The organism is Tautonia plasticadhaerens (genome assembly GCF_007752535.1).
Classification (GTDB): domain Bacteria; phylum Planctomycetota; class Planctomycetia; order Isosphaerales; family Isosphaeraceae; genus Tautonia; species Tautonia plasticadhaerens.
Genome location: NZ_CP036426.1, coordinates 3,582,166 through 3,608,062 on the forward strand (window position 1 = coordinate 3,582,166; position 25,897 = coordinate 3,608,062).

Consider the following 25,897-nt stretch of genomic DNA (forward strand, 5'->3'; position numbering starts at 1 on the left):
CGGCCGGCCGGCCGATCAGCCCTCGCCCCGGTGCCGGATCCGGTCCAGCGTGACCGCGGCGATGATGATGACGCCGATGATGACGTCCTGGGTCGGGTTGGGCAGGCCCGCGTGGACGCTGCCGTTGTTGAGCACCGACATGATCAGCACCCCGATCAGGGTGCCGAGCACCTTCCCCTCCCCCCCCGAGAGGCTGCCGCCGCCGATGACCACCGCGGCGATCACCTGCAGCTCCAGCCCCTCGGCCGTGGTCGGGTCCCCGGTGCCGCCGAGGTAGGTGAACTGCATCACCCCGGCCAGGCCGGTCAGGAGCCCGGCGATCCCGAAGACCGCCAGCTTGATCCCCGGGACGTCCAGGCCGCAGAGCCGGGCCGTCGCCTCGTTCGAGCCGACGGCGTAGGCGTGGCGGCCGAGCAGGCCGTACCGCAAGACCAGGGCCGTCAGCACGCTCAGGGCCAGCAAGATCCAGACCCCCGGCGCCAGGCGGGCGAATTCCCGGGCCGCCGCCCCCAGGGGGCCCGGGAGCGCCCCGAGCGCCTGCTCGACCCCGGCGGGCGGGGCGGCGTCGGTGGCCAGCAGGCCCTTGAACCAGGGGGCCTTCTCCCCCTCGTCGATGTAGACCGACGTGCTGCCGGCCGACCACTTCGCCAGCCCCCGGAACACCTTCATCGTCCCCAGGGTGACGATGAACGGCACGACCCCCAGCCGGGTGATCAGCCCGCCGTTGACCAGCCCGCAGATCCCCCCCAGCAGCACCCCGCCCACCATCGCCGCCGGCAGCGGCACCGCCGGCACGGCGATCGACTCCCCCAGCACCCTCCGGGGCAGGTCTCCCCCCAGCGCCGAGGGCAGGGCGGGCACCGGTAGCTCGAAGCCGCCGACCATCGACGCCGAGGCCACCGTCACCAGGGCGACCATCGAGCCGACCGACAGGTCGATGCCGCCGACGATCATGATCAGGGTCATGCCCAGCGCCGCCGTGCCGACGATCACCGACTGCACGGCGATCGTCCGCCAGTTGTAGGCGGTCATGAAGGCGCCGGAGTCCCTCGTCAGCCAGGCGAAGAGCAGGACGATCAGCACGAGGCCCAGGAACGGCGCGAGCAGCGTCCAGGCCCATCCCAGGGTCCCCCGGATCCTCGACGGCCGGCCGACGGCCGCCTCCACCTTCGGTTGCCCCTCGATCGCCACCGGCACCCCTCCGAGAACGGGTCGGATCGCCCCCCGCGAAGGGCCACATTCTAAATCAGGCCCCCGGCCGTCGCCACCGCCCCGGCCCGGCTCGTCCCATCCCCCGGAAGCCGGGGCGTTCGTCCTCCGGATCGGCCGGCCGACGGGCTATCGGCCCGACTGGTTGACAATATCGCGGAGGACTGCCAATAAGGAACTCGTTAGCGATGTCGCTCGCGAGGGGCGACCGTGCGGGGTCGAGGCGGCCCTGCCCCAGGGTGTCCTCTCCTTGCGATCAGGACCTTTGCATTCCGGCCCCGAGGGGACCGGGTCGCTTACCCGAGATCGCCTCGCGGACGTAGGGTGTACCGATCGCCCGAGGCGCCATGACGCGCAACGTGGAGGAACGATCGATGGTTCTGCGTAAGCTGTCCGTCCTCATGACCGCGGCTTTGCCCTTGGCTCTGGCCGATCCACCAGCCTCCTCAGCCGCCGAGATTACACTCATCGCCGACTCCGACGGGCCCTTGATCAGTTTCTCCCATGCTTCGATCAACGCCTCCGGCACCGTCGCCTTCGCGGCCTTCCGAAACACCGGCTTCCCGTTTAGTGACCGGGGCGTCTACGCCGGCAGCGGGGGGACGCTCACGACGATCGCCGACTCCGACGGGCCCTTCAAAGCGCTATTTAGCCCTGTGATCAACGCCTCCGGCACCGTCGCCTTCGCGGCCCTCCGAGACGACGGCGGTCGGGGCGTCTACACCGGCAGCGGGGGGGCGCTCACGACGATCGCCGACTCCGACGGGCCCTTTCAATTTTTTATAGACACTCCTGCGATCAACGCCTCCGGCACCGTCGCCTTCGTGGGCTTCCGCGATGATGGTGTCTTGGGGATCTACACCGGTAGCGGGGGGCCGCTGACGACGATCACCGACTCCGACGGCCCCTTCGAGGACTACAACCGCATTGCGATCAACGCCTCCGGCACCGTCGCCTTCAACGGCAACCGCGACGACGAAGGCCTAGGTATCTACTCGGGCAGCGGCGGCGCGATCACCACGATCGCTGACACCGACGGCCCCTTCGGGGGATTCGGCTACCCTACGATCAACGACTCCGGCACGGTCGCGTTCACCGCCCAGCGAAACGCCGCCGGCGACTTCGGCCAGGGAATCTATTTCGGAAGCGGGGGGACGCTCACGACGCTCGTCGAGTCCGACGGACCTTTCGACGGCTTCGGCCCTACCGCGATCAACAATTTTGGCACGATCGTCTTCGAGTCCATCCTCGATGACGGCAGACACGGCATCTTCACCGTCAGCGATGGGATCGCTTACAAGCTCATCATCTCGGGTGACGAACTGTTCGGCTCGACCGTCACTGCCCTCCAATTCAGCCAGTTCGGCCTCGCCGACGATGGCACCATCGCATTCATCGCCTTTCTGGCTGATGGCCGCGATGCGGTCGTCCGAGGCAATTTCGACCCGGTCCCGGTGAATTCGATTCTGATCCCCGAGCCGTCCAGCTTCGCACTGATGGTAGTCGGACTATTCGGTCCGGCAGCATTCGCCGTCGCCCAACATCGACGCCAACGGTAATCCCCCGACGTCATGCCGGTGTGCCAGGGGTCATCCCGGGCGCAGATGTCGGCGCCGTCGCCGGGTGGCCCGGACACCTCGAGCGGTGAAGGCGTCCGACAATTCAGAGCAGATCAAGTATCCAATTGACCCCGGCGTCATCATGGCCCTTGATCCTGTCGTAGGTCGGCAGGATCTGGTACAGGAGCAATGCGGCAAGCACCTGAGTGAAGTTGTTCCCCAGGCCGGCGTGCCAGACGTGCTCGTCCAACACGAACAGCGCCGGGAACCGCCCGGAGAACGGCTCGACCGTCTTGCCCCGCCGCCCCGAGACAACGCCCGGCCGAACGCCGTCTCGTAGAACCGCCGCCGCTCCGCCCGGTGCTCCCGCCGCAGACGCCGCCGGCGGATCTCCTTGTCGTCCGGGCCACTCTGGCGCGAGAAAACGCCCGATGCCGGATCCGATCGAGGATCCGGCATCGGGCGTCGGTCGGTCGGGGATCATCGGCCATTGCCAACTGCGAGAGATCAGAACTCTCGGTCCCGGAGGCGGCCCGGCTCGGGCTGCGGGTAGATGCCGCTGGCGAGCAGTTGCAGCGGGGCGGGGGAGTCCATGGTGAACGAGTCGACCTCGGGGGCGAACTCGTGCTCATGATTGAGCATTTCGTCGAAGGTGACGACCCGGCCGGTGTGGGCGGCCATCCGGCCCATCGCGGTGACGAGGGACGCCTCGGCGCCCCGCCTGACCTCGTTCCAGGGCTCGTCGTTGCGGATGGCGGAGATGAGGTGGTCCCACTCCAGCTGGTACGGGTTCGGCTCGGGCTGGGGGAAGGCCCAGGTCGGCTCGCCCTGGTCGATCCGCTGGTCGGGGTAGATCCGGCACTTGGCCGGGGTGTGGCTGCTGGTCGAGATCACCGCCGAGCCCTTCGTGCCGTGGGCGTAGCTGGCGAACTCCTGGTGGCACCGGGGGACGTTCCGGGTGTAGACGAACAGCTTGGTGCCGTCGTCGAAGGTGTACTCGATCGAGTAGTTGTCGAAGTTCTGGTCGACCTTGTCCCCGCGGTAGAGGCGGGCGCCCTGGGCCTGGGCGGTGACCGGCCAGGCGTCCTTCATCCAGCAGGATTCGTCGATGTTGTGGATCATGTAGTCCATGATCACGCCGCCGCTGGCCCACATGAAGCCGTGGAAGTTGCGGATCTGGTAGAGCAGCTCGCTCATGTCGCCGTCGTTCGGGCCGATCAGCCCGCCGCCGCCGACCTGCCGGTAGGAGCGCAGGGTGTGCAGGTCGCCGATCTCGCCGTCCTTGATCCGCTGGTGCAGCTCCTTGCGGGCGTCGCAGTGGCGGCACATCAGGCCGACGCCCACCTTCAGGTTCTTCTCCTTCGCCCGCTCCCCCAGCTCGATCATCCGCCGGGTGGTCGGGCCGTCGACCGTGACCGGCTTCTCCATGAAGGTGTTGATCCCCTTCTCGATCGCGTACTGGAACATCGGCCACCGGAAGGCCGGCGGCGTGGTGAAGATGACCACGTCGCCGGGGTCGAGGCAGTCGATCGCCTCCCGGTAGCCGTCGAAGCCGATGAACCGGCGCTCCTCGGGCACGTCCATCTGGCTGGAGAACTTCTCCTCCAGGTACGTGACGCTGCCGTCCATCTTGTCCTGGAAGACGTCGGCCATGGCCACCAGCTTGATCGGCCCGTTCTCGACGGAGAGGGCATTGGCCGCCGCGCCGGTGCCCCGGCCCCCGCAGCCGACCAGCGCCACCTTGATCGTGTTCTGCTCCCCCGCGTGCACCGGGGGCACGTACACGCCGGCCAGGGCCGAGGCGGCCGAGACGGCGCCGGCCTGCTTCATGAACGACCGTCGGGACGACCCTTGCGCGTTGGAAGGCGTCATCGGGGGGCTCCTCTTCCGGATCGATTGGATTGGATGGGATCCGCCCCGGCCGATCGCCGTCTCGGGGGCCCGGAGCGGGGCGGGCCGCCATCGGCGATCGGTGCAAAGGCGGGGAGTTCTCGGGCACCAGGCCAGGCCGGGACCCCTCCCGACCTCCTTCCCCCGGCCGCGCCCGGCCTCTCGCCGAACGCCCCGGGCCATCCTCCATGCTAACGCGCCGGAATCGGTGTCGATACCATGAAGCCCGACGGCTCGCGGACCACCCCCCGGCCCGGGCCGGGGGGCACGCTTGGGGCGGGTCGGGGCGGGGCGGGGGATGGGACCGACCTCGTTCGGCGTCCGCCTGCCGGGACGGCGCATCCCGCCCCCGGATCGCGAACCCAGGCATGCCGGGCCGGCAAAACCGCCCCCGATCGCACCAACCCGCTCCCTAGACGAGGGGTCCCCTCCTCGACGTTGGTACGGCGTCGTTCGAGCAACGAGCCGGGGTCCCGGCGTCGACTCGGGGGCGCGCGAGGGTCGGCTCCGGGTCGGTCAGGACTTCATAGAGGTCCTCCCCCAGGCGGTTCACCGGGATGCATTCTTCCGTCTGGTAGGTGAGCACGCTCGGGGCCCGGCCCGCCCCGTCGACCGCATCCGGCTCCTCGTAGGAGCTGTACTCCAGGATGACGAACTCCCGCCCGTCGTCGCCGACGGCAAGGATCCTCTGCGTCTGCTTCGTTTCCATGGCGTTTCTCACGAGAGCCGGGTCGGCCGGGCCCCCCGTGGGGACCGGCCGACGCGGATGCCGGCCGTCCGGCCGTCGTCCCCGGGGGGCCGTAATGGGCACCTCCACCAGCCGGACCCAGCCGTCCCCGAAGGGGAGGGCGTCCGGGGGCCGACGGCCGGCCGGCAGCCGCTCCCATTCCGCTCGCGTCCACCACATCACCGCCCGATGCCGATGCATGGTCGTCCCCCATCCGCGGCCACTCCGGCCCCCCGACGCCCGGCCGGGAGGCACGAAATTCAGTCCCCTCCCGGCCCCGACGCCGACCGGTCGCCGCCCGCCCCGGCCGAGATCAGCGCGAGCAAGGCGTCATGGTCGAGCGGCTTGACCAGGTGGTGGTCGATGCCCACCTCCCGCGACCGGCGGCGGTCCTCGTCCTGGCCGTAGCCGGAGACGGCGACGAGGATCGCCCCCTCACAACACCCCTCCCGCCGGAGCCGGGAGGCGACCTCGTGGCCGTCCATGCCGGGCAGCCCGATGTCCAGCAGGACGAACTCGGGCCGGGTCTCCCTCGCCGCCCCGAGGGCCTCGTCCCCGTCGTGGGCCACCGTCACGTCGTGACCGGCGAGCCTCAGGAGCCTCTCCAGCGACCGGGCGGCGTCCGCGTTGTCATCGACGACGAGGACCCTGGCCCCCGGGTGGGCCGCCCTCGACGGGCCCGCCGACGGGGGCCGCACCTCGACGGGCCCCGTCGCCGCCGGCAACCGCACGACGAATTCGCTGCCCCGGCCCGGCCCTTCGCTCGCCGCGTCGATCGTGCCGCCGTGCAGCTCGACGAGCCGCTTCACCACCGCCAGCCCGACCCCGAGGCCCCCCTCCGAGCGGCCCGGCGAGTTGTCCCCCTGGGCGAAGAGCTCGAACAGCTCGGAGAGCTGCTCGGGAGGGATGCCGAAGCCCCCGTCCTTCACGCGGACGACGAGCTGGCCCGCCTCGACGCGGCCCGAGAGCCGGATGTGCCCCCCGTCCTCGCTGTACTTGGCCGCGTTGGTCAGCAGGTTCACCACCACCTGCTCCAGGCGGGTCGGGTCCACCTTCGCCCAGAGCGTCCCCCGGTCGAGGTCGAGCTCCAGCGTGTGGTTCCGCTCCTCGACGAGGGCCGCGACCGTGGCGGCGGCACTCTCCAGGATGGGCGTCACCTCCAGCGTGTCGCGTCGCAGCCGGATCTTGCCGCGGGCGATGCGGGAGACGTCCAGCAGGTCGTCGATGAGCCGCGACAGGTGCCGCTGCTGCCGCGAGATGACCCCCAGCGACCAGGCGAGGTCCTCCCCGGCGTCGGACCTCTCGGCCAGCCGGACCGCGTTGCCGATGGCCGCCAGCGGGTTCCGCAGCTCGTGGGAGAGCATGGCGAGGAACTCGTCCTTGCGTTCGGCCTCGCCGCGGAGCTCCTGGTCGGCCCTCGCGTTCGCGATGGCGACGGCCGCGAGCCGCGCGAGCTGCACGAGGACGGCCTCGTCGTCCTCGGTGAACTCGCCCTCGACCTTGTCCCAGAGCTGGAGCAGCCCGATGCCCTTGCCGTCCCGGTCGACGAGCGGGACGACGAGCCAGCCGTTGGGGGTCGGGCGGCCTTCCCCGACCAGGCGGGAGGGGCGGGACCTCGGGTCGGCGTCCAGCTCGGCCCTGGTGAGGCGCGCGGGCCGGTCCGTCGCGTCGAGGGTCGCGAAGGGCAGCAGGCCGTCCCCGTCCAGGGGGCCCCAGTCGCGGGGCGGATCTTCGGCGGTGGAGGCGACGACGATGAGCCGGTTGTGCCTCGGGTTTCCCCCCACGCTCATCGCGGCCCCGCGGGCGCCGATGAGGTCCCTGGCCCCTTCCGCCGCCGCCCTCATGAGCGGATCCGCGTCGCGTTCGGAGAGGATGCGCGCGACCAGGGCGACGAGGTCCCGGGGCGGTCGGGCCCGGGGCGGCGTCATCCCGGCGGCGGGACACGCGGCCCCGTCGCCGTCGTGGAATCGGGCCGCGACCAGCTCGGCCAACGCCGCGAGGGCCGCCTCGGCGTCGGGCCCGCGGGCCTCCAGCTCCAGGCGGGTGCCGCACCCCGCGGCGAGCGTCGCCAGGTCCAGGATGCTCTTGCCGTCGACCGCCCGGCCGTCGAGATGGACCCGGACCTCGGCCTCGAACCGCCGGGCCGTGCCGACGAACAGGTCCGCGGGCCTGAGGTGCAGTCCGAGCGGGTTGAGGATCACGACCGGGCGGCGGGCGACGGGCACGCCATCGACTTCCAGCATTCACCACGCTCCGATGAGGGGCTTTCGAGCGGCAGGACGCTCGCCGGCCCACGGCCATGCCGCCACCCGACCTCCTCTGTACCGCAGGGCTTGCCGGCGACGGCGGCGTGTCGCCGGGCGGGCCCCCACGCGATGCGTGGGGTCGCGAGACAACCCATCGTCACGGTCGACGACATCCCGTTCAGCTAGGAACCGTACAGACCGCAGGGTTTTTTTCCCGTATCATGAAAAATCCCGGACTTCGGCCACGCCCGCCACGCGACGGGCCGGTTGCCCGTCGCGTGGCGGGCGTGGCCGCCATTTGAAATCATATTCCTTTATGGGAACAGTCACCTTTTCGACATCGGCTGGCCGCCTCGGCGTCGGGCCCGTGCCATCGGTGGCCCTCTCCCGAGGGACGAACCGGCAGGACTGACCGATGTCGAAGCCACCGACCCCCGCGGATGGGCCGCGAAACCGCCTCCTGGCCCGCCTCCCCCGGGACGAATACCGCCGCCTGCTCCCCCTCCTCCAGCCCGTCACGCTCAAGGTCGACCAGGTCCTCTACGAGCCCCGCGGGCCCATCGACTACGCCTATTTCCCGAGCGGGGCCGCCCTCTCGGCCCTGACCGTCATGCGGGACGGCAACGCCATCGAGGTGGCGACCATCGGCAACGAGGGGCTGGTCGGCCACGACGGCTTCGGCGGCAAGACCTCGCCCCACCGCGTGGTCGTCCAGGTCGCGGACGGGGCCGACCGCATCGCGTCGCGGGCCTTGCACGAGGAGTCGGCCAGGGACGGCCCGCTCAAGGACCTCCTCTCGGCCTACCGCATCGCCTTCATGGTCCAGGTGTCGCAGTCGGTGGCCTGCAACGGCCTGCATCGGCTGGAGCAGCGGTGCTGCCGGTGGCTGCTGATGACCCGCGACCGCGTCGGCTCGGACGACCTGAGGCTGTCGCATGAGTTCCTGGCGATGATGCTGGGTGCCCGGCGGGCGAGCGTCACCGAGGCCCTCCGGCCGCTCCAGGAGGCGGGGCTGGTCAAGTCGCACCGGGGCCGCATCACCATCCTCGACGTGGAGGCCATGGAGGACCGCTCGTGCGAGTGCTACGCCGTCGTGCGGGACGAGTACGACCGCCTCCTCGGCGACCCGCGTTGACGCCCGGCCCGGGGACCCCCGCGGCCCGCCCCGTCGTCGAGGGCGGGCCGCCGGGATTGCCGGGGATCATCCCCCTGATCCGCGGGTGGCCTGGACACCGTCCGCGGTGTCCGGGCGGCGAAGCCGCGAGAGGCTCTTGATCGGCCATCCGTCGCCGATGACCAGGGGTGGTCTTCCCGGGGGCCTCCTGTGCCTTCGGCCGCCGGCGGCCGGCGGCCGGCGTGGTTGGAATCCACGCATCGGGGCGGACCTCGGCCGACTTCCCGGCCCGGCCATCCTCGGGATAGGATGATCTACGTGGTTGAGCGAGGGCAAGGCGCCCCTGATTTCGGGAGCATGACGATGCAACTGCCCGAATTCCTGCACGAGCAAGACGGAGAGGTCCGACTTGCCGGCCATCGGATCAGCCTGTCTCACCTGCTCGTGTTCTACCGGGAGGGCTATTCCGCGGAGATGCTCCGCGAGCAGTTTCCCACCCTGCCGATGGCCCTGATCCACAAGGCCCTCGGCTATTACTGGGAGCACCAAGGCGTGCTCGACGACGAGTCGGCCCGCGTCCAGGATCGGCTCGAGGCCGCCAGAGCCTCCCGAGGACGCCTGGACCTCGCCGCCCTCCGGGCCCGGCTCGTCGAGCGGTCGGCCAATCCGGCATCGGATTGACAGATGAAGATCCGGTTCGTGCTGGACGAGAACGTGCGTGGCCCCCTCTGGCGGGCGATCCTCCGCCACAACGCCTCGGGCGGACTGCCGATCGACGCCACTCGCGTCGGCGAGCCGCCCGACCTTCCCCTGGGCTGTTCGGATGAGATCCTGCTGGAATGGTGCGAACGAGAGGGCCGGATCCTGGTCAGCCTCGACCAGGAAACCTTGCCCGTGCACCTCGCCGACCGGCTGGCCGTCGGAAAAAACTCCCCGGGCATCTTCTTGATCCGGCCGAACGCCTCGCTCCGAGGCGTGCTCGATGCGCTGGTCCTGGTCGCCCATGCCGGCGACCCGGTCGACTCTCGCGACCAGGTCGTCTCTATCCCCTGATCGGCCGAGGCCCCGCCCCGGGGCGAGTCGCGGCCCCCGTCCCGGCCGCTCAGTCCCCCTCGACGTGGTCCTGCTCGATGTCCTCGATCCGATGCTCCAGGGTGCGGCGGATGCCTTCCTCGTCCTTGAGGCGGCGGGCGAGCAGCTCGACGCGGTCGTCGGGGGTGTCGGGGGGCAGGAGGATCCAGCAGGGGTCGTCGGGGTCCAGCGCCTCGACCCGGCCGGAGGACGTGATGCAGATGGGGGCGTGGCGGCACTCCTGGTGCCTGTAGTGCCAGCCGAGGCGTTCCATCAGGGTCGGGTCGGGGTGGACGGGGCGCGGGTCGTCGCTGGTGTAGTGGTGGACCACCTGCGACTGGATCGCGACGACCGGCATCGTCTCGTGGGCGAGGCCGTCCGGGCCCCCCTCGCCCGACCCGTCCCGGACCGCCAGGACGCGGAGGCCGGCGGGGGCGGGGATGTCGGGATGGACGAGGCGGAGGGCGTAACGCTCCATGGCGGACCTCCCGGGCTGGGAGACGGCCGGGCCGATCGGGGGACCGACGACGCCCCCCGACGCCCGACCCGGGCTCAGCGGTCCAGCGGCCGGACCCGGACGGATCGGAAGGCCACCGGGCCGTGGTCGGCCTGCAGGAAGAGCGGACCGGTCGCCCGCTCGGCCTTGGTCCGCCAGGCGTGCCCGGTGGGGTAGGGGACCTCCAGGTCCTCGTGGATGAGCCGGCCGTTCAGCTCGGCCCGCTCGACCCGGGCGTTCGCCACCTTCTCGCCCGAGTCGTCGAACCGGGGGGCCCGGAAGGTCGCCCGCAGCACCTGCCACTCGCCGGGGGCCTTGGAGGCGTTCACCATCGGCGGGAACCCCTCGTCGATGTGGTGGTAGCGCGGCAGGAGTTCGGCCCGGGGGTAGACGCCGCCGTTGCCGGTGGCGTCGATCTCCTCGCCGAAGCTGTCGTACATCTGGATCTCATACAACCCGACGAACTTCACCCCGGCGTTGGAGCCCTCCGGCAGCATGTACTCGATCTCGACCTCGACGTCGCCGAACTCCTCCACCGTGTCCAGGTTCCGGGTCCTCCCCGGCGGGTCGTTGATCATCACGCCCGAGCCCGGCTCCGAGGCCAGGTGCCTGGGGTCCTCGGGGTCGAGCCTCGAGGAGCCGACGACCCGCCAGTCGCCGTGGGGCTCCCGGAACGCCTCCAGCCCGGCCCCGGGGCCGAACAGCGTGATCCAGCCGCCTTCATCCGCCTTCGCGTCCGTCCCGGCCCGGGCCGGGGGGGCGGCCACCGGGGCGATCAGGGCGGTGGACAGCGCCGCGGCGGCGATCACTCGGGCTCGTCGCATGACTCGGGGCTCGCTCGGGGACGTGGCGAGGGGGGGCGGGCGGGACGGGCTCCTCGTCCGCCGATCCCCCGATGGTACGGGGCCCCTCGGCCCGATTGCAACCGGCTGGCCCGGCCCCGGGGCTCCCGGCCGGTCTCGGGGCCGATCGGGTCAGGCCGGGGCCGGCTCCCGGGCCGGGGCCCCGCCCCGCCCCGCCGGGAAGTCGCAGAGCGGGACGCTCTCGGTCGGCTCGGCCAGCACCTCGGCCATCGTCGTCCGCCGGAAGGCGTCCTCGACCCCGGCCAGCGCGTCGTCCAGCCTCCGGTGCAGCGGGCAGAGCCGCTCCCCGTGCGAGGCCAGCCCCAACGGGCAGGTCGTGATCCGGCAGATCGGGTCCACCGCGTTGACCACCTCCAGCACCGTCAGCTCCTCCGGCCGCTTCACCAGCGCGATCCCCCCGCCCACCCCCCGCTGCGACCTCACGATCCCCGCCCGCTTGAGCCCCTGCAAGACCTTCGACAGGTACGGCGCCGGCACCTTCGTCGCCCGGGCGATCTGCCCCGTCGTCCTCGCCTCCGGCGACCGGTCCGCCAGGTGCGCCACCGCCCTCAACGCATACTCCACCGTCTGCGAGAACATGGGTCGAGCCCCCAACCCTGCCTTCGGCGCGTTTCCCGATATCAGACCTTGAACTCCATTATAGCCACCGGTACAGTGGGGCGACGATATCGGACTCATCTGTCCGATTTGGATTTCTCTCCCGAATCCGAAGCTGCACGAGGAGCGGACCCGATGACGACGACCCGACGCCCGACCCTGCTGGCCTGGATCGGCGGCCTGCTGGCCTCGGCGGCCCTGCTGACGACGATGGTCGCCCGACCCACCTCGGCCGACGAAGGCGGGGAGGGTGACGACCCGGCGCTCGACCGGGCCCGGGCCGAGGTGAAGATGCTCGACGCCCTGTACAAGACGGCGGTCGTCTCGATCACCGAGCGCTACCAGCGCGGCCAGCCGGCGATCATGGTCGCCAAGGACGTCTTCGGGGCGATGGACGAGCTGGGCCACCACTCGGCCCGCCTGGTCGACGCCTCCCAGGCCCCGCTCGGCGAGCAGACCAGCCCCGAGACCGACTTCGAGAGGCGGGCCGCCGAGGCCATGCGGCGCGGCGAGTCCTACGTCGAGGAGGTCGCCGGGGAGGGCCCCGACCGTCGCCTGCTGGCGGCGACCGTCGTGCCCGCCGTCCACCGCCGCTGCGCCTCCTGCCACGGCGTCGAGGAGGGGGATCTCCTCGGCTTCATCCGCTACGAACTGCCGATCCGCTGACCCGACCCGACCCGACCCGCCCCCCCCGGACCCGGGCCGATCCGGCCCGGACATGCGACGAGGAGCATCATCATGAGTTCCCACATCGACGAGTCGAGGCTGGAGCTGGACCTGGGCTATCGTTTCTCCTACCTGGCCGGGTTCATCGGCTTCGGCGAGGCCGACGTCCGGGCGATCCACGCCTCGGCCGCGGCGCTGGCCACGAGGGTCCGGGGGTTGGTCGACGCGGTCTACGAGAAGCTCTTCTCCCTCGACGCGACCAAGCGGCATTTCCTCCGCCGCCAGCACGGCTACGACGGGGAGCTGCCGCGGGACATGGGGTCGCTCGGGGTCGACCATCCCATGATCCGGTTCCGGAAGCAGCACCTGGCCATGTACCTCTCCAGGCTCGTCACCCAGCCGTACGACGCCCGGATGGTCGGCTACCTCGATTTCGTCGGCAAGATGCACACCCCCCGCGCCGGCAACCCCGAGCTGGACGTGCCCCTGGTGCAGATGAACGCCCTGATGGGCTTCGTCTCCGACGCCTTGACGGCGACGATCCTCGACCTGGGGCTCGACCGGGAGGCCGAGGTCGCCACGCTCCGGGCCTTCAACAAGCTGCTCTGGATCCAGAACGACCTGATCACCCGGCACTACCAGGCCGACCCCCCGGGCCCCGAATCCCCCCGGGCCGAGGGCCGGGGCCGGGTCGTCGCGATGACCAACTGATCGCCCCCGGGGCGACGACGACGGGGCTCCCCCACCCCCGGCCGATCCGCCGGGGCTCCGGGGACGCCGCATCGGGCGGGGGCCGCCCGGCCGGGTCGGAAGGCCGGGCGGCCCCCGGTTGCATTCTCATCGGCGAAGGTTTAAGTAGAAGGGCGGGGAGTCGCCCCCGAGAGGTCCCTGCCGGGATCTCCCCGACGCGACGGGTCGTTGGTCCCGGGCCCGAACCCTTCTAACCAGGTCTGTGCGATGAGCCATCCCGAGCCCTCCGCCTCCATCGGGCCCGAGCCCGTCGCCCCGCAGCGGACGCAGGAGGTCATCGCCACCCTGAACGTCGCGGCCGCCGAGCTGGTGAGCCGGATCGTCCGGGCCGAGCGGGACGTCCACGACCAGCGCAACGCCGCCTTCCGGGCCATGAACCAGGCCGCCCTGCTCAGCGACGACGTCCAGCGGCTCCGGGTCGCCCTGGTCACCGCCCATCGCCTGATCGAGGCCGCCCAGGAGCTCAGCCCCTCGGGCCCCCTCAGGGAGGAACTCACCCGGGGCATCGCCCTCCTCGAAGACGTCCTGGCCGATTCCTCCGCTTCCCGGGAGTGTTGAGCCCCCTCGCTCGGGGCAGGGGCCCCGAGATCGGCGGTGCCGATCGGCCGGGATCCTGGGAGAATGACGGGGGCCGCGCCCGAGCCGGCCCGACCGATCGCCCCCCCTCACGCCTCCGATCGGCGATCGCCGAGGGGGGATTCCTCGACGAGCCTCCCCGAGAGCCGACGCCGATGAGCCATCCCCAGCCCCCCGCACCCCGCCGCTCCCGGGCCCCGATGCGGCCGATCCCCTCTCACTCGCTGTCCGCCCTGCTGCTGACGGCCTCGACGCTCTGCCCGCCCGCGACCGGCCAGGAGCCGGCCCCGCCGAGGCCCGGCGAGCGGCTCGAACGCCGGGGGGACGAGATCGTCGTCTGCGGCCAGCTCGTCCACTCGACCGCCCCCGTCGTCCTCTGGACCGACCCCGGCGGCTACGACGCTTACCGCGTCGAGCGCCGGTTCGTCCCCCTCGACCAGGCCGGATGGCGGGATTCCCAGGCCGCCGGGCTCCGCTCCCCGGTCCGATTCGGCCTCCGCTCCAACGGGCTGACGCCCGAGCAGCTCGAGCAGGTCCGGGGGGGCGGCTGGAGCCTCCCGCTGTTGCAGGAGGTGGTCGACCAGTTCGTCATCCACTACGACGTCTGCGGCACGAGCCAAGCCTGCTTCAAGGTCCTGCACGACCTCCGGGGCCTGAGCGTCCACTTCATGCTCGACGTCGACGGCACGATCTACCAGACGATGGACCTGAAGGAGTCCGCCTACCACGCCACGATCGCCAACCAGCGCTCCATCGGCATCGAGATCGCCAACATGGGCGCCTACCCCCCCGGGAACGCCGAGGCCCTCGACCGCTGGTACGACGAGGGACCCGACGGCGGCACCCGACTCACGATCCCCGGCGGCCCCGAGGCCAACGGCGTCCGAGATCTCTCCGCCAGCCTCCGCCCCTCCCGGGACGAGCCCGTCGTCGGCACCGTCCGGGGCACCGAGCTGGTCCAGTACGACCTCACGCCCGAGCAGTACGACTCCCTCACCCGGCTCACCGCCACCCTCTGCACCGTTTTCCCGAAGCTCGAGTGCGACTACCCCCGGGATCCCTCCGGCACGCTCATCACCGACACCCTCCCCCGGGATGACTGGGAGTCCTACCAGGGCATCCTCGGCCACTACCACGTCCAGACCAACAAGGTCGACCCCGGCCCCGCCTTCCAGTGGGACGCCGTCATCGAAGGCGCCCGCGCCCTCATGGGCCTGGGATCGGGCGAGCCCGCGATCCGAGACTGATGACCAGGGTGCCCGCCATCGCACCGACTCCCCCGCCTCGGACGGGCGAACGCGGATCCCATGTTGAGGAAGGAAACGACGGGCGGAACCGCCTCCATCGGGGATCTCGACGGAAGCGGCCCCGCCCATCGTTTACGACTTCCACGACCAGGGAGCGCGGCGCCGACCAATTAACCCGGGAACGGACCGGGTGCCGGACCGGGCATCACGTCTCCTTGAACGCCCGGTGGCGTCCCGGAGCGGGCCCGAACCGTTGCCCCAGGGAACCGGCGGACCAACTTGGAACTCGCCCGCTGACCTCCCCGACTCGGCCCTCGATCGGTGGACCCGGGGGGCGCAACGGCGGACACCCCGCATCAACGCAGGTTGATGCGGGGCGTCGCGGTGTGGGACCCGGCGATGACCGACTTTCGCGCCGGAGCACTATCATGGGCCCCGCGAGCTTAACGGCCGTGTTCGGGATGGGAACGGGTGTGGCCTCGCGGGTGTGGTCGCCGGGGAGGCGGCCGTCGCGTCGACTGCGAGACGCGGCGGCCGCGTGGGCCCTGCAGGCCGCCCCGACCCGGGGGGTGGGGGACGCAACAATCAATCAGGTCGCGGAGAACTGTCGACCAGGGGACGCGGACCCGTCGGGATGCGTCGGGGTCGACGCGTCGGGGTCGTGCGGTGAAACGCGGGGGTGTTGCGCGATTGGGCCACGCCGGGCCCGCCCGGTCGCCGCGTGGGGCGGCGGGGGCGGGTCGGGGTGGTCAAGCCGCTCGGCTCTTAGGACCGGTCGGCTGCGGCGGTCGCCCGCCGTGCACTCCCGGCCTATCGACCTGGTGGTCTCCCAGGAGCCTTCGCACCGTGTGGTGCCGGAGACCTCGTCTCGGGGCCGGCTTCGCGCTTAGATGCCTTCAGCGCTTATCCGTTCCCGACCTGGCTACCCGGCGATGCCGCTAGCGCGACAGCCGGAACACCAGAGGTCGGTCCTCCCCAATCCTCTCGTACTAGGGGAGAATCCCCTCAAGTCTCCTCCGCCCGCGGCAGATAGGGACCGACCTGTCTCACGACGGTCTGAACCCAGCTCGCGTACCGCTTTCATCGGCGAACAGCCGAACCCTTGGGACCTTCTCCAGCCCCAGGATGCGATGAGCCGACATCGAGGTGCCAAACCTCCCCGCCGCTATGGACGCTCGGGGGAGATCAGCCTGTTATCCCCGGAGTACCTTTTATCCGTTGAGCGACGGCCTTTCCATCCAGCACCGCCGGATCACTAACGCCGACTTTCGTCCCAGCTCGCCCGATTGGGCTCGCTGTCAGGCCCCCTTGTACGTTTGCGCTCGCGTTGCCCGATGGCCGACCGGGCCGAGGGGACCATGGCGCTCCTCCGTTACTCTTTGGGAGGAGACCGCCCCAGTCAAACTGCCCGATGAGCAGTGTCCCGTCAGTTGGGTGACGGTGAGGCACGACGACGACCCAGGCTGGTATTTCACCGGTGGCTCCACCCGGGCTGGCGCCCGGGCTTCGCGGCCTCCCAGCTATGCTACACAGGGTCGACGTCGGGCCAGTGCCAACCTGCAGTAAAGGTTCACGGGGTCTTTCCGTCTAGCCGCGGGGACGTGGTATCTTCACCACGACTGCAGTTTCACCGGGTCCCTCGTGGAGACAGTGCTCCGGTCGTTACGCCATTCATGCAGGTCGGAACTTACCCGACAAGGAACTTCGCTACCTTAGGACCGTCATAGTTACGGCCGCCGTTTATCGGGGCTTCGGTCGCCAGCTTCCGCTTTCGCGTCACCGCCTCCCTCAACCTACCGACACCGAGCAGGCGTCAGACTCTATACGTCCTCTTGCGAGTTGGCAGAGTCCTGTGTTTTTGGTAAACAGTCGCCGGAGCCGATCCTCTGCGGCTGGCTCGCGCCAGCGCCCCTTCTACCGAAGGTACGGGGCCATTTTGCCGAGTTCCTTCACGAGGGTTCTCCCGAACGCCTTCGGATGCTCGCCTGGCACACCTGTGTCGGTTTGCGGTACGGGCCGGTGGATTGTCCGGACGGGGTTTTTCGCGGCCGAGGACTCGGGGACTTCCGGCTATGCCGTCGCCCTTGCGGGACGGGGGCGTCTATCACCCCGATCCCCTCCGCCTCGGCGTCACCCGCCATCAACCGCACCACCGGGTGCGGGAATATTCACCCGCTGCCCATCGGCTACGCCTTTCGGCCTCGCCTTAGGTCCCGACTGACCCTGGGCGGATTGCCCTTCCCCAGGAAACCTTGTGCTTTCGGCGGGCCGGCTTCTCACCGGCCTTATCGTTACTCGTTCCGGCATACGCACTCGACGGCGCTCCACCACCCGTTGCCCGTGTGGCTTCGACGCGGCCGTCGACGCTCTCCTACTGCTGGAATTTCTTCCAACCCGCGACTGCGGCGCGATGCTTGAGTCCCCGTCATTTTCGGCGCGGGACGGCTCGACCGGTGAGCTGTTACGCACTTTTGAAATGGTGGCTGCTTCTAAGCCAACATCCCGGCTGTCACCGCGGTCCCACTTCCTTTGCCACTGAGCATCGCCTTGGGGGCCTTGGTCGGCGGTCTGGGCTGTTCCCCTCTCGAGCGCGGAGATTCTCCCCCGCGTTCTGACTCCCGGGCTGTAAGCGTGCGGTATTCGGAGTTGGGTTCCGGTGGGTACCCGGGGAGGGCCCCAGCCGGATTCCGTCGCTCTACCCCCGCACGAGATCACCCGAGGCTGGCCCTAGAGCCATTTCGGAGAGAACGAGCTATCTCCAGGTTTGATGAGACTTTCACTCCTCCCCACGGGTCATCCCCCAGTTTTTCAACACTGGTGGGTTCGGTCCTCCACGCCCTGTTACGGGCGCTTCAACCTGCCCATGGGTAGGTCACCTGGTTTCGCGTCTCTGGCACCCGACAAGCGCCCTGTTCGGACTCGCTTTCGCTGGGGCTCCCCGCCTGAAGCGGTTAACCGGCCGGATACCAGAACTCGCCGGATCATTATGCAAAAGGCACGCGGTCAGGCGGCTCGATGAGCGTCGCCCTCCCACCGCTTGTAGGCACGGGGTTTCAGGTTCAGTGTCCTCCCCTCGTCGGGGTTCTTCCCACCATTCGGTCGCCCTACTGGGTTCACTATCGGTCGTCGCCCGGTACTTAGCCTTGCGGGATGGTCCCCGCCGATTCGGGCCGGGTTTCACGTGCCCGACCCTACTCGGGTACCACTCTGAGAGGACGGAATCCGTCACCTACGGGACTTTCACCCCCTGCGGTGCGCCGTTCCAGGCGGCTTCGGTTGGATCCCGTCTTTGTCACTCTCCGGAACGAATCCATGAGTGGCCCCACGACCCCGGCCGGTGACCCGGCCGGTTTAGGCTCTTCCCCGTTCGCTCGCCGCTACTGAGGGAGTCGCGGTTGCTTTCCGTTCCTCCGGGTACTGAGATGTTTCAGTTCCCCGGGTCGCATCTGGGTACCTCGGGATCGACGGGCGTTCGGCCCCTCCCCCGAGCTTTTCGCAGCCTGCCACGCCCAGCTTGCCGGCGACGCCAAGGCATCCCCCCCGTGCCCTTCGGGGCTTGACCACGCCGACCCGGCCCCGACGCTGCGTGTGAGGCAGCGGCGGGACCCAACGGGCCCGCGTGACCACGCTCCCCCGCGGCTCGGCCCTCGCCTCCCGGCGACGCCGATCCGCACCGACGACCTCGCGTCGTCGACTTCCGATCATCCGAAGGGTCTACGTTCTGGTCTGTGCGCGAGCGCCGGGCGGCGGCGACGGAAAGTGTGATTGGCACTTCAAACCGCTGCCCGGTGGAGGTGCTCGCGCGTTCTTCGCGACAAATTGTTGCGCGATCGATGCAATCGATCGCGGCCTGCCGGATTGTCAAAGAATGCCCGGGGCCTGACGCCCCGGGCCGGGCGGCCATGCGATGCGTCCCGCCCGTGAAGGCGGGCCGCAACGCCCTGGCCGGGGGGCGGGGCCGTCCCCGCGGGGGAGACGGCCGCGCCCCCCGCCCAGGGCGGGGGGGGCGAATGCGGTCGATCGCGCGACGAATCAACGCCTCGGGGCGTGTGTGCGTCCGAATGCCGTGCAGCCGGCGAGGGCCATCGGGCCGCCGGCCGCATCGCCGGGGCGATGCGGCGGCCGTTCGATGGCGGATCACGTCCGCCTGGTGGCGGGCCCGCGTGGGGGGACGGCGACGGCGTCGGCCGGTGCCGCCCCGGTGCGGGGCCGATGTGGCTCATGGCCGCGGGGCGGGCCCCTCGGACGCATGGCCAATCAGTCATCCTTAGAAAGGAGGTGATCCAACCGCAGGTTCCCCTACGGTTACCTTGTTACGACTTAGTCCCCATCACGAGTTTCACCTTCGGCGCCTGCCCTCGCGGGCTCAGCGACTTCGGGTGCCCCCCGCTTTGGTGGCTTGACGGGCGGTGTGTACAAGGCTCAGGAACCCATTCACCGCGGCACTGCTGATCCGCGATTACTAGCGATTCCAGCTTCATGTGGGCGGGTTGCAGCCCACAATCCGAACTGAGGGCCGGTTTCTGCGATTGGCTCCCGCTTGCGCGGTGGCGACGCTCTGTCCGGCCCATTGTAGCACGTGTGCAGCCCCGGGCATAAGGGCCATGATGACTTGACGTCGTCCCCGCCTTCCTCCGGCTTGACGCCGGCGGTCCGACCAGAGTCCCCAACTTAATGATGGCAACTGGTCGCAGGGGTTTCGCTCGTTACGGGACTTAACCCAACACCTCACGGCACGAGCTGACGACAGCCATGCAGCACCTGTGCACGTTCCACCCGAAGGCGTCACGCCGCTTTCACGACGCTAATCCGCGCATGTCAAGCCCGGGATAAGGTTCTTCGCGTAGCCTCGAATTAAGCCACATGCTCCACCGCTTGTGTGAGCCCCCGTCAATTCCTTTGAGTTTCAGCCTTGCGGCCATACTTCCCAGGCGGGGCACTTCACGCTTTCGCTGCGGCAGGGGGCCCATCGGCGAGCCCCCTACCCAGTGCCCATCGTTTACGGCCAGGACTACCGGGGTATCTAATCCCGTTCGCTCCCCTGGCTTTCGCGTCTCAGCGTCAGCAGGCGTCCAGGAGCTCGCTTTCGCCGCGGGCGTTCCTCACGATCTCAACGCATATCACCGCTCCACCGTGAGTTCCAGCTCCCCCTACGCCCCTCCAGACGACCCGTTTCGGCGCCACACCCCCGGTTGAGCCGGGGGCTTTCAGCGACCGACGCGGCCATCCGCCTACACGCGCTTTAAGCCCAGTGATTCCGAATAACGTTCGCACGGTTCGTCTTACCGCGGCTGCTGGCACGAACTTAGCCCGTGCTTCCTCCAGGGATCACTCAAGCGCCGCTCTTCGCGGCACCTTGTTCCCCCTCGACAGGAGTTTACAACCCGAAGGCCTTCGTCCTCCACGCGGCGTCGCTCGGTCAGTCTGTCGACCATTGCCGAAGATTCTCGACTGCAGCCACCCGTAGGTGTCTGGGCAGTGTCTCAGTCCCAGTGTGGCGGGCCACGCTCGCACGCCCGCTAGGCGTCATCGGCTTGGTGGGCCATTACCCCACCAACGACCTGATACCACGACGGCCCGTCCCGCGGCGGACTCGCACCTTTGGCCGGATGATGAGGCCATCATCGCGGCGTCATGGGGGATTACCCACAGTTTCCCGTGGCTGTCCCCCTCCGCGGGGTTGGTTGCCGTCGCCTTACTCACCCTTTCGCCACGCCCCCGAGGGGCGTCCGACTTGCATGCCTAATCCACGCCGCCAACGTTCATTCTGAGCCAGGATCAAACCCTTCGAAAAGTGCGGCACGCCGCCGAAGCGACCCGCCGCCGACTCCCGAACGAGTTCGAGTGGTCGAATTCCCTCGCCGGCAGGCCCCAGTTGAGGACGCCCCGCGAAGGGCCCCCTCGACGCCTGCCGACTCGTCTCTGCGTCCCGCCCGCGACCGCTCGGCCGGAGCCTCGCGATCGCCTTCGCGGCGGGCGGCCCTGATGCCGTCTCCGTCGCCGACCCCCCTCGCGGGCACGCCGGCGGACCTGGACGCCACCATCGGCCGGCCATGGGCCCCGACCGAGGTCGGGGCCCGACGGCTGATGATCCTCGCCGAAACTGAACAGCGCTCGGCTCACACACGCCTCCCGCCGCCGTCGCCTCCCGGCGACCGGCGGGCCGGCCCCCCCGCCCGCCGCGGCCCCGTTGCCGGTGCCGCGACGCTCAGTGGAGGGCCGATTGCGTTTGATTCAATCGGGCGATCGACCGGATTGCCAAAGATGCCGCCGATGGGGCAAGGTCACGACCTCGATCTCCCTCGGAAATTGCCCGACGTTGCCGACGGGCCAGTCCGGGAGGATGCAATCGCCACGTTGGAGGACCCGATGGCCGTACAAGGACGGCGATGGGATACTTCCGGACGCGGCGTTGGGGGTGCCTCGCTTTGGTGAGGACGGGCCACCGAGTTCGGCGTCCCGCGTCAGGTGTTTCTCACCAGCGGCAAGAGCCATCCTACCGGAGAATCGCGCCGGGTCAACACCCTGGCGGAGAAATCGGAGAAAGGACCGGCGGCCTGCCCCCGGGACGGTCGATAGAGGGGGGACGGGGCCGCGAGCCGAGCGGTGCATTGCGGCCCCCCGAGGCCCGGGGGATCGACCCCGGACGACGACGCCGGGCGGAGCCGGCGGGGTCGACCGGGATGCCGGGCGCGGGGAGGAGGATCTCCGGGATCGGGCGGCCCGGCCGGGGCCGGGTCGCGGACAGAAGGCCCAGGGAGGGGTCCGGACGTGCCCGTCGCCATGTCAACGCAGACGGACTGGCTCAGGAGCGTCCTCTTCGATCGCGGCTACCTGGGCCGGATCAAGGGGGAGGCGATCAAGGTCTACCTGGTGATGGTCGCCGCCTGCGGCGGGAGGCCGGATCGCAGCGTGACGATGAGCCTCAGCCAGTTGATGGACCGCACGGCGCTCTCGTGCCCGACGGTGATCCAGAGCCTCAGCCGGCTGGAGCACCTCGGCCTGGTCGTCTCGACGACCCGGCAACGCGGCCGGGTGACGACCTATTACGTCCCCGACCCGCCGGATCCGGAATCGGACTCGGAATCCGACCCGCTCTGACGGCGTCCCCGGACCAGGCAGGCCGGGCCGGGTCACGGCCCGGGCCCTCGACGACGACCGCTCGCGTCCCCAGGAAGGGCGACCGAAGGCCATGGACTGGTTTTTCTTCCGAGTCGAGCACGACCTGCTCCGCTCCGAGGCGTTCCGATCGCTCGGCGGCTCGGCGATCAAGGTCTACCTGGTCATCGGCCTCTATTCCGATTTCGGCACCGGATGGGCCTATCCGAGCATCAGAACGATCGCCAAACAAGGCGGAATGAGCCGACAGACCGTCCTGGACGCCATCGCCGAGCTCACGAAAGCGGGCTTCCTCGCCGCCAGCAAATCGCCGGGCAAGGCGACTGCCTACAAGATCATCCGGAACGCCCCCGACCGGCCGAGCCGGAAGGGGCCCAAGGTGGCCCGAAATCCGAGGATTGCCGTCCCAGAACCTTTAGAGGGGCCCCTGCGAAGCGGCCCATTTTCTTTAGAAGACGGGGATGAGGGTGTCCCGGAATCCTCAGGGGACGCGGCCCGGGAGTTCGGCCGGGGCGGCCGAGCGGGTGGGCCCGAACAAGATCCAGGAACGAGAGGAGAAGACGACAACACGAGCATCCCGATCGCCGGCACCCCGTTCCGGATCACGGCCGAGGGGAAGTTGCTTGTTGCTGTCGATCTCCAGGAACTGTTGACTGAGCAGGGGCTGCCCAAGAAACTGGCACAGCGGCTGGCGATCCAGAAGGAGCCGCAGGACGTGGCCAAGGTCCTGCTCAACGCCCTGTTCCTGCAGAGCCAGGGGAAGCTGCAGAACGGCCCCGGCTACATCCGGGCGGGACTCGAAGACGGGTACGAGCTCTTGCCGCAAGTGGCGTCGAAGCTGGAACTTCGGCGAAGGCAACTGGAGGAGCACCTCCGCTCGGCGGCCGCCAGGAGGGACCGGGACCGCCGGGACGAGCAACGCGAGGCCGAGGAAGAGGCGATCGGCCTGCTGATCGAACGCCTGCACCCGGAGGAGCTGCAGCGCCTGGTCGATCGGGCGGTCGAAGAGCTCCCGGGTCCCATCGTCCGGCGGAACCCCACGCTGTCGAACCCCTTCGTGAGGGGGAAGGTGTACGAGCTGGCGGGGGGGGAGCCGCTCGCATAGCTCGCCGCAAGTAAGCCGAGATTTGATCAGGGTTTGCGCATCACGAGCAGGTCGCGGACCTGGCCGAGGAGGCGTCCCTCGGCCCGGGCCCGCTGGACGTGCTGGGGCAGGTAGGAGCCGTCCATCGGGCAGCTGATCCGGCGGACGGGGAGGAAGCCGGCCTCGGCCAGGGCGGCGTAGCCGAAAAAGGCGTGGTCGACGTAGCCGAACCCGGCGGGCAGGTCCTTCTCGGTCTGGTTCGCCAGCAGCAGCGCGACGTGGCCGCCGGGGCGGAGCGTCTCGAAGGCGTCCCGGCAGAGTTTCCTCAGGAAGCCGACCCAGCCGGTCAGCGGCTCGGGCTCGACGCCGAAGGCGGCGTAGGGGCCGGAGAGCATGGTATGGTAGGGGGGGTCGCAGAAGATCAGGTCGCATCCGCGAGCTTCGGGCGGAAACCCATGTCTTACGTCGGACTGGCGGATTTCCGGGCGTACAGGATCGAGGTCGTACGCGAGGCAGCGGCGGCCCATCGCCTCGCAGACGTCGACCGTCGTGCCGCCCCCGGCCATCGGGTCGACGACCAGGGTCCCGGGGCCGGTGAAGTAGTGCAGCGCGTGGGCGACGATCCCGGCCGGGATCGAGCCGGGGTGAGGGACGCCGTAGGAGGGATCCCGGCGGAAGGCCCAGACGTCGTAGGGCGTCGGGCGGAACCCCGTGGTCAGGCGGTCCCGGCGGCGGAGGTCCTTGTAGGCGGCGTGCACCGACTTGGTGCCCTGGTCGAGCTGGGAGACGCCGCTTTTCGCCCGGGGGTCGCCGGCCCGCGCCGCCTTCCAGACGGCCCGGGCCTGGCGGTAGAGGTCCTTGCCGCCGAGGCCCAGGGCCCGGGCGATCGCCTCGTCGGTGCGGCCGCGCCGACCGTCGGAATCCCGACGATCGGCGCGGTCGTCCCCCGACTCCGACCCCCGGAGGTTGGCGGCCCGACGCTCCCGGGCGGCGGGGGAGAGCAGGGCTTCCAGGGCGTCGGCCTCGCGCATGAGCTGGCTGAAGGTCTTGCGGCGCTGACGGTTGTAGTCGAGCACCGCCCGGCGTCGGGCGGCCCCCCGGGGGAGGTCCCGGACCTCGCAGGGGACCGACTCCAGTCCCAGTGCCCGGGCGCAGGACAGCCGGCGGTGGCCGGAGAGCAGCTCGAAGCCGTCGCCCTCGGGGGAGGCGACCAGGGGGACGAGGATGCCGCGTTCCCGGACGCTGTCGAGCAGGCCGTCGGCCCGGATCTCCGCGTCGGGGTCGCCGTAGAGCTCCAGGCTGAGGCGGTTCGGGCGGATCGCGTCGATCGGCAGCGATCGGATCTCGGTCGGCGCGGCGAGGCTACTCATGGCGGGGACGTCCGTGTCCGAGGGGTCGATTCCGGGCCGGTCGCGGAAGCTAGCACGGATCGGCGGAATCGTCCAGGACGGTTGCGGGGCCGGCCCCGGCCCCCCTCGGGAGGGCCGTCGCGTCTCGGGCGACGGTCGCCGTCCCGATAATGGGGCCGCCCGGCCGTGCCGATCATCGCCAGTCGGGGCCGCCGAGCCAGGAGGTGGGGGGCAGGTCGAGCGTGCGAATCCCGCCCGCCTCGAGGTCGATAATCGCGACCCGGTAGTTGGCGTCTTCGGTGACGCCGATGTACTTCTGGCCGTCCTCGTCCCGGGACCAGGTATGCATCGCGACGGCGAGCGAACGGCCGTCGGGCGACCAGCAGAGTTGCCCCGGCGCGTCGTCGCCCTGCTCCCGGAACACCTGGCGGCGGTCGGAGCCGTCGACGTCAATGACCCAGATGCTGGCCTCCCCGCCTTCGGAGTGCAGGTAGGCAATCTGGCGGCCGTCGGGGGAGAATCGGGGGTAGACGTTCAGGCCGTTGCCCTCGGTGAGCCGGCGCTGTTCCGTGCCGTCGGGCCGCATCAGGTAGAGTTGATATCCCGTGCTGTCGGGATGGTCACGGTCGGAGACGGTCACCAGCCATTTGCCGTCGAGGGACCAGTCGTTGACCTCTTCGGTCTCGGGGATCGGCAGCTTGGTGGCATCCGAGCCGTCGACCTCGAATCGCCAGGCTTCACGCCGAGGCCCATCGTCCGAGGACTCGGGACGCCACTTGCTGACGATCAGCTCCGAGCCGTCGGGCGACCAGGACATGACCCCGCCAAACTTGGAGAGCCGCCGAGGCTCCCCCTCCCCCTCGGCGTCGAGGATCCAGACGCCCGGGTTGTCGATCTCCGTGGCCAAATCCTTGCCGGACCATCCGGACCGAGAGAGGGCCAGCATCCGGCCATCCCGGGAGGCCCGGACGCTGCCATAGAGGTCGGTGACACGTTCCCGGGTCTCGGCCTCGGGGTCGATCGCGTAGACGCCGGCGATCTGGACTCTGAAGGCGTCGGAGTCGACCTGGGCGATGGCCTGGACGTAGATCGTGCCGGGGCCGTCGTCCTGGGACGCGGCGGGCGGTTCGGGCGTGGCCAGCAGCAGCGTCGGCAGGGCGGCGGCGGCGACGCAGGAGACGCCCAGCGCCAGCCAGTCTCGCCGGGAGGGTGCGGTCGGGGCCGATCGGGTCGGTGCCAGCATCAACATTCGTCGCCTCCAGAACGTGCTGAGCCGTTGCGAGTGCCCGTCCCCCAGGGCGGAGGACCAGGGGCCGAATCGGTCGAGCATGGCG

At 70.1% G+C, this 25,897-nt stretch carries 20 protein-coding genes and 3 rRNA genes; 10 read left to right on the top strand and 13 right to left on the bottom strand.

Annotated features, from left to right (window positions below; translation table 11 throughout):
• Positions 1-15: 15 nt before the first annotated feature.
• Entirely contained in the window at positions 16-1,191 is a 1,176-nt protein-coding gene (locus ElP_RS14260; protein ID WP_231749712.1) for an ABC transporter permease, read from the bottom strand.
• A gap of 365 nt (positions 1,192-1,556) precedes the next feature.
• Between ElP_RS14260 and ElP_RS14265 the strand changes: the two genes are divergently transcribed.
• Positions 1,557-2,768: a DUF7453 family protein gene (locus ElP_RS14265; RefSeq protein WP_145270341.1), complete on the top strand. Its 1,212-nt coding sequence runs from the start codon at positions 1,557-1,559 to the stop codon at positions 2,766-2,768.
• Positions 2,769-2,871: 103 nt separating this feature from the next.
• Here the strand turns inward: ElP_RS14265 and ElP_RS14270 are convergent, their stop codons facing one another.
• From ElP_RS14270 to ElP_RS14285, 4 genes are all read right to left on the bottom strand, one after another.
• The gene (locus ElP_RS14270; RefSeq protein WP_145270343.1) at positions 2,872-3,252 is read right to left on the bottom strand and encodes a hypothetical protein; all 381 of its coding nucleotides are present in this window, start codon (positions 3,250-3,252) and stop codon (positions 2,872-2,874) included.
• Positions 3,253-3,275: 23 nt separating this feature from the next.
• Entirely contained in the window at positions 3,276-4,640 is a 1,365-nt protein-coding gene (locus tag ElP_RS14275) for a Gfo/Idh/MocA family oxidoreductase (RefSeq protein ID WP_145270345.1), read from the bottom strand.
• A gap of 430 nt (positions 4,641-5,070) precedes the next feature.
• Positions 5,071-5,367, bottom strand: a complete 297-nt coding sequence (locus tag ElP_RS14280; RefSeq protein WP_145270347.1) for a hypothetical protein — start codon at positions 5,365-5,367, stop codon at positions 5,071-5,073.
• A gap of 278 nt (positions 5,368-5,645) precedes the next feature.
• Positions 5,646-7,628 (bottom strand): hybrid sensor histidine kinase/response regulator, encoded by a 1,983-nt coding sequence (locus ElP_RS14285; protein ID WP_145270349.1) that lies wholly within the window; start codon positions 7,626-7,628, stop codon positions 5,646-5,648.
• A 418-nt stretch (positions 7,629-8,046) separates the two neighbouring features.
• Between ElP_RS14285 and ElP_RS14290 the strand changes: the two genes are divergently transcribed.
• The 3 genes from ElP_RS14290 to ElP_RS14300 all read left to right on the top strand — a co-directional run bounded on the left by ElP_RS14290 (position 8,047) and on the right by ElP_RS14300 (position 9,798).
• On the top strand, positions 8,047-8,766 hold the full coding sequence (locus tag ElP_RS14290) for a Crp/Fnr family transcriptional regulator (protein WP_145270351.1): 720 nt from the start codon (positions 8,047-8,049) through the stop codon (positions 8,764-8,766).
• A gap of 342 nt (positions 8,767-9,108) precedes the next feature.
• Complete coding sequence (locus ElP_RS14295) at positions 9,109-9,426, top strand: DUF433 domain-containing protein (RefSeq protein WP_197446984.1); 318 nt, start codon at positions 9,109-9,111, stop codon at positions 9,424-9,426.
• Between the two features lie 3 nt (positions 9,427-9,429).
• Positions 9,430-9,798 (top strand): hypothetical protein, encoded by a 369-nt coding sequence (locus ElP_RS14300; RefSeq protein ID WP_145270354.1) that lies wholly within the window; start codon positions 9,430-9,432, stop codon positions 9,796-9,798.
• 49 nt (positions 9,799-9,847) lie between these two features.
• On the opposite strand, the gene ElP_RS14305 is transcribed toward ElP_RS14300, so the two are convergent.
• The 3 genes from ElP_RS14305 to ElP_RS14315 form a co-directional block, all read right to left on the bottom strand.
• Positions 9,848-10,294: a hypothetical protein gene (locus ElP_RS14305; RefSeq protein ID WP_145270356.1), complete on the bottom strand. Its 447-nt coding sequence runs from the start codon at positions 10,292-10,294 to the stop codon at positions 9,848-9,850.
• 74 nt (positions 10,295-10,368) lie between these two features.
• A complete protein-coding gene (locus tag ElP_RS14310; protein WP_145270358.1) occupies positions 10,369-11,136 on the bottom strand; it encodes a 3-keto-disaccharide hydrolase in 768 nt (255 codons plus the stop codon).
• 150 nt (positions 11,137-11,286) lie between these two features.
• Positions 11,287-11,754, bottom strand: a complete 468-nt coding sequence (locus ElP_RS14315; protein WP_145270360.1) for an RrF2 family transcriptional regulator — start codon at positions 11,752-11,754, stop codon at positions 11,287-11,289.
• A 153-nt stretch (positions 11,755-11,907) separates the two neighbouring features.
• Between ElP_RS14315 and ElP_RS14320 the strand changes: the two genes are divergently transcribed.
• From ElP_RS14320 to ElP_RS14335, 4 genes are all read left to right on the top strand, one after another.
• Positions 11,908-12,438, top strand: coding sequence for a hypothetical protein (locus ElP_RS14320; RefSeq protein WP_145270362.1), 531 nt, complete (start codon positions 11,908-11,910; stop codon positions 12,436-12,438).
• A gap of 72 nt (positions 12,439-12,510) precedes the next feature.
• On the top strand, positions 12,511-13,149 hold the full coding sequence (locus tag ElP_RS14325) for a protoglobin family protein (protein WP_145270364.1): 639 nt from the start codon (positions 12,511-12,513) through the stop codon (positions 13,147-13,149).
• A gap of 246 nt (positions 13,150-13,395) precedes the next feature.
• Positions 13,396-13,746 (top strand): hypothetical protein, encoded by a 351-nt coding sequence (locus ElP_RS14330; protein ID WP_145270366.1) that lies wholly within the window; start codon positions 13,396-13,398, stop codon positions 13,744-13,746.
• A 173-nt stretch (positions 13,747-13,919) separates the two neighbouring features.
• Positions 13,920-15,011, top strand: coding sequence for a peptidoglycan recognition protein family protein (locus tag ElP_RS14335; RefSeq protein ID WP_231749714.1), 1,092 nt, complete (start codon positions 13,920-13,922; stop codon positions 15,009-15,011).
• Positions 15,012-15,402: 391 nt separating this feature from the next.
• On the opposite strand, the gene rrf is transcribed toward ElP_RS14335, so the two are convergent.
• From rrf to ElP_RS14350, 3 genes are all read right to left on the bottom strand, one after another.
• Positions 15,403-15,510, bottom strand: a 5S ribosomal RNA gene (gene rrf / locus ElP_RS14340).
• 246 nt (positions 15,511-15,756) lie between these two features.
• A 23S ribosomal RNA gene (locus ElP_RS14345) occupies positions 15,757-18,573 on the bottom strand.
• A 709-nt stretch (positions 18,574-19,282) separates the two neighbouring features.
• Positions 19,283-20,805, bottom strand: a 16S ribosomal RNA gene (locus ElP_RS14350).
• The 16S, 23S and 5S rRNA genes sit together here, the layout of an rRNA operon.
• 989 nt (positions 20,806-21,794) lie before the next feature.
• On the opposite strand from ElP_RS14350, the gene ElP_RS14355 reads away from it, so the two are divergent.
• Both ElP_RS14355 and ElP_RS39640 read left to right on the top strand, forming a co-directional pair.
• A complete protein-coding gene (locus ElP_RS14355; protein ID WP_145270368.1) occupies positions 21,795-22,112 on the top strand; it encodes a helix-turn-helix domain-containing protein in 318 nt (105 codons plus the stop codon).
• Positions 22,113-22,203: 91 nt separating this feature from the next.
• Complete coding sequence (locus ElP_RS39640) at positions 22,204-23,235, top strand: helix-turn-helix domain-containing protein (RefSeq protein ID WP_231749716.1); 1,032 nt, start codon at positions 22,204-22,206, stop codon at positions 23,233-23,235.
• Positions 23,236-23,261: 26 nt separating this feature from the next.
• On the opposite strand, the gene ElP_RS14365 is transcribed toward ElP_RS39640, so the two are convergent.
• Together ElP_RS14365 and ElP_RS14370 are read right to left on the bottom strand one after the other, a co-directional pair.
• Positions 23,262-24,584, bottom strand: coding sequence for a DNA methyltransferase (locus ElP_RS14365; protein ID WP_231749718.1), 1,323 nt, complete (start codon positions 24,582-24,584; stop codon positions 23,262-23,264).
• Between the two features lie 172 nt (positions 24,585-24,756).
• Complete coding sequence (locus tag ElP_RS14370; RefSeq protein WP_145270370.1) at positions 24,757-25,893, bottom strand: TolB family protein; 1,137 nt, start codon at positions 25,891-25,893, stop codon at positions 24,757-24,759.
• Positions 25,894-25,897: the final 4 nt, after the last annotated feature.

Bases quoted from the DNA above. Each gene is read 5' to 3' on its own strand.
- ElP_RS14265 (WP_145270341.1), top strand. From the start codon at position 1,557: ATGACGCGCAACGTGGAGGAACGATCGATGGTTCTGCGTAAGCTGTCC.
- ElP_RS14270 (WP_145270343.1), bottom strand. From the start codon at position 3,252: ATGATCCCCGACCGACCGACGCCCGATGCCGGATCCTCGATCGGATCC.
- ElP_RS14275 (WP_145270345.1), bottom strand. From the start codon at position 4,640: ATGACGCCTTCCAACGCGCAAGGGTCGTCCCGACGGTCGTTCATGAAG.
- ElP_RS14280 (WP_145270347.1), bottom strand. From the start codon at position 5,367: ATGGAAACGAAGCAGACGCAGAGGATCCTTGCCGTCGGCGACGACGGG.
- ElP_RS14285 (WP_145270349.1), bottom strand. From the start codon at position 7,628: ATGCTGGAAGTCGATGGCGTGCCCGTCGCCCGCCGCCCGGTCGTGATC.
- ElP_RS14290 (WP_145270351.1), top strand. From the start codon at position 8,047: ATGTCGAAGCCACCGACCCCCGCGGATGGGCCGCGAAACCGCCTCCTG.
- ElP_RS14295 (WP_197446984.1), top strand. From the start codon at position 9,109: ATGCAACTGCCCGAATTCCTGCACGAGCAAGACGGAGAGGTCCGACTT.
- ElP_RS14300 (WP_145270354.1), top strand. From the start codon at position 9,430: ATGAAGATCCGGTTCGTGCTGGACGAGAACGTGCGTGGCCCCCTCTGG.
- ElP_RS14305 (WP_145270356.1), bottom strand. From the start codon at position 10,294: ATGGAGCGTTACGCCCTCCGCCTCGTCCATCCCGACATCCCCGCCCCC.
- ElP_RS14310 (WP_145270358.1), bottom strand. From the start codon at position 11,136: ATGCGACGAGCCCGAGTGATCGCCGCCGCGGCGCTGTCCACCGCCCTG.
- ElP_RS14315 (WP_145270360.1), bottom strand. From the start codon at position 11,754: ATGTTCTCGCAGACGGTGGAGTATGCGTTGAGGGCGGTGGCGCACCTG.
- ElP_RS14320 (WP_145270362.1), top strand. From the start codon at position 11,908: ATGACGACGACCCGACGCCCGACCCTGCTGGCCTGGATCGGCGGCCTG.
- ElP_RS14325 (WP_145270364.1), top strand. From the start codon at position 12,511: ATGAGTTCCCACATCGACGAGTCGAGGCTGGAGCTGGACCTGGGCTAT.
- ElP_RS14330 (WP_145270366.1), top strand. From the start codon at position 13,396: ATGAGCCATCCCGAGCCCTCCGCCTCCATCGGGCCCGAGCCCGTCGCC.
- ElP_RS14335 (WP_231749714.1), top strand. From the start codon at position 13,920: ATGAGCCATCCCCAGCCCCCCGCACCCCGCCGCTCCCGGGCCCCGATG.
- ElP_RS14355 (WP_145270368.1), top strand. From the start codon at position 21,795: ATGTCAACGCAGACGGACTGGCTCAGGAGCGTCCTCTTCGATCGCGGC.
- ElP_RS39640 (WP_231749716.1), top strand. From the start codon at position 22,204: ATGGACTGGTTTTTCTTCCGAGTCGAGCACGACCTGCTCCGCTCCGAG.
- ElP_RS14365 (WP_231749718.1), bottom strand. From the start codon at position 24,584: ATGAGTAGCCTCGCCGCGCCGACCGAGATCCGATCGCTGCCGATCGAC.
- ElP_RS14370 (WP_145270370.1), bottom strand. From the start codon at position 25,893: ATGCTCGACCGATTCGGCCCCTGGTCCTCCGCCCTGGGGGACGGGCAC.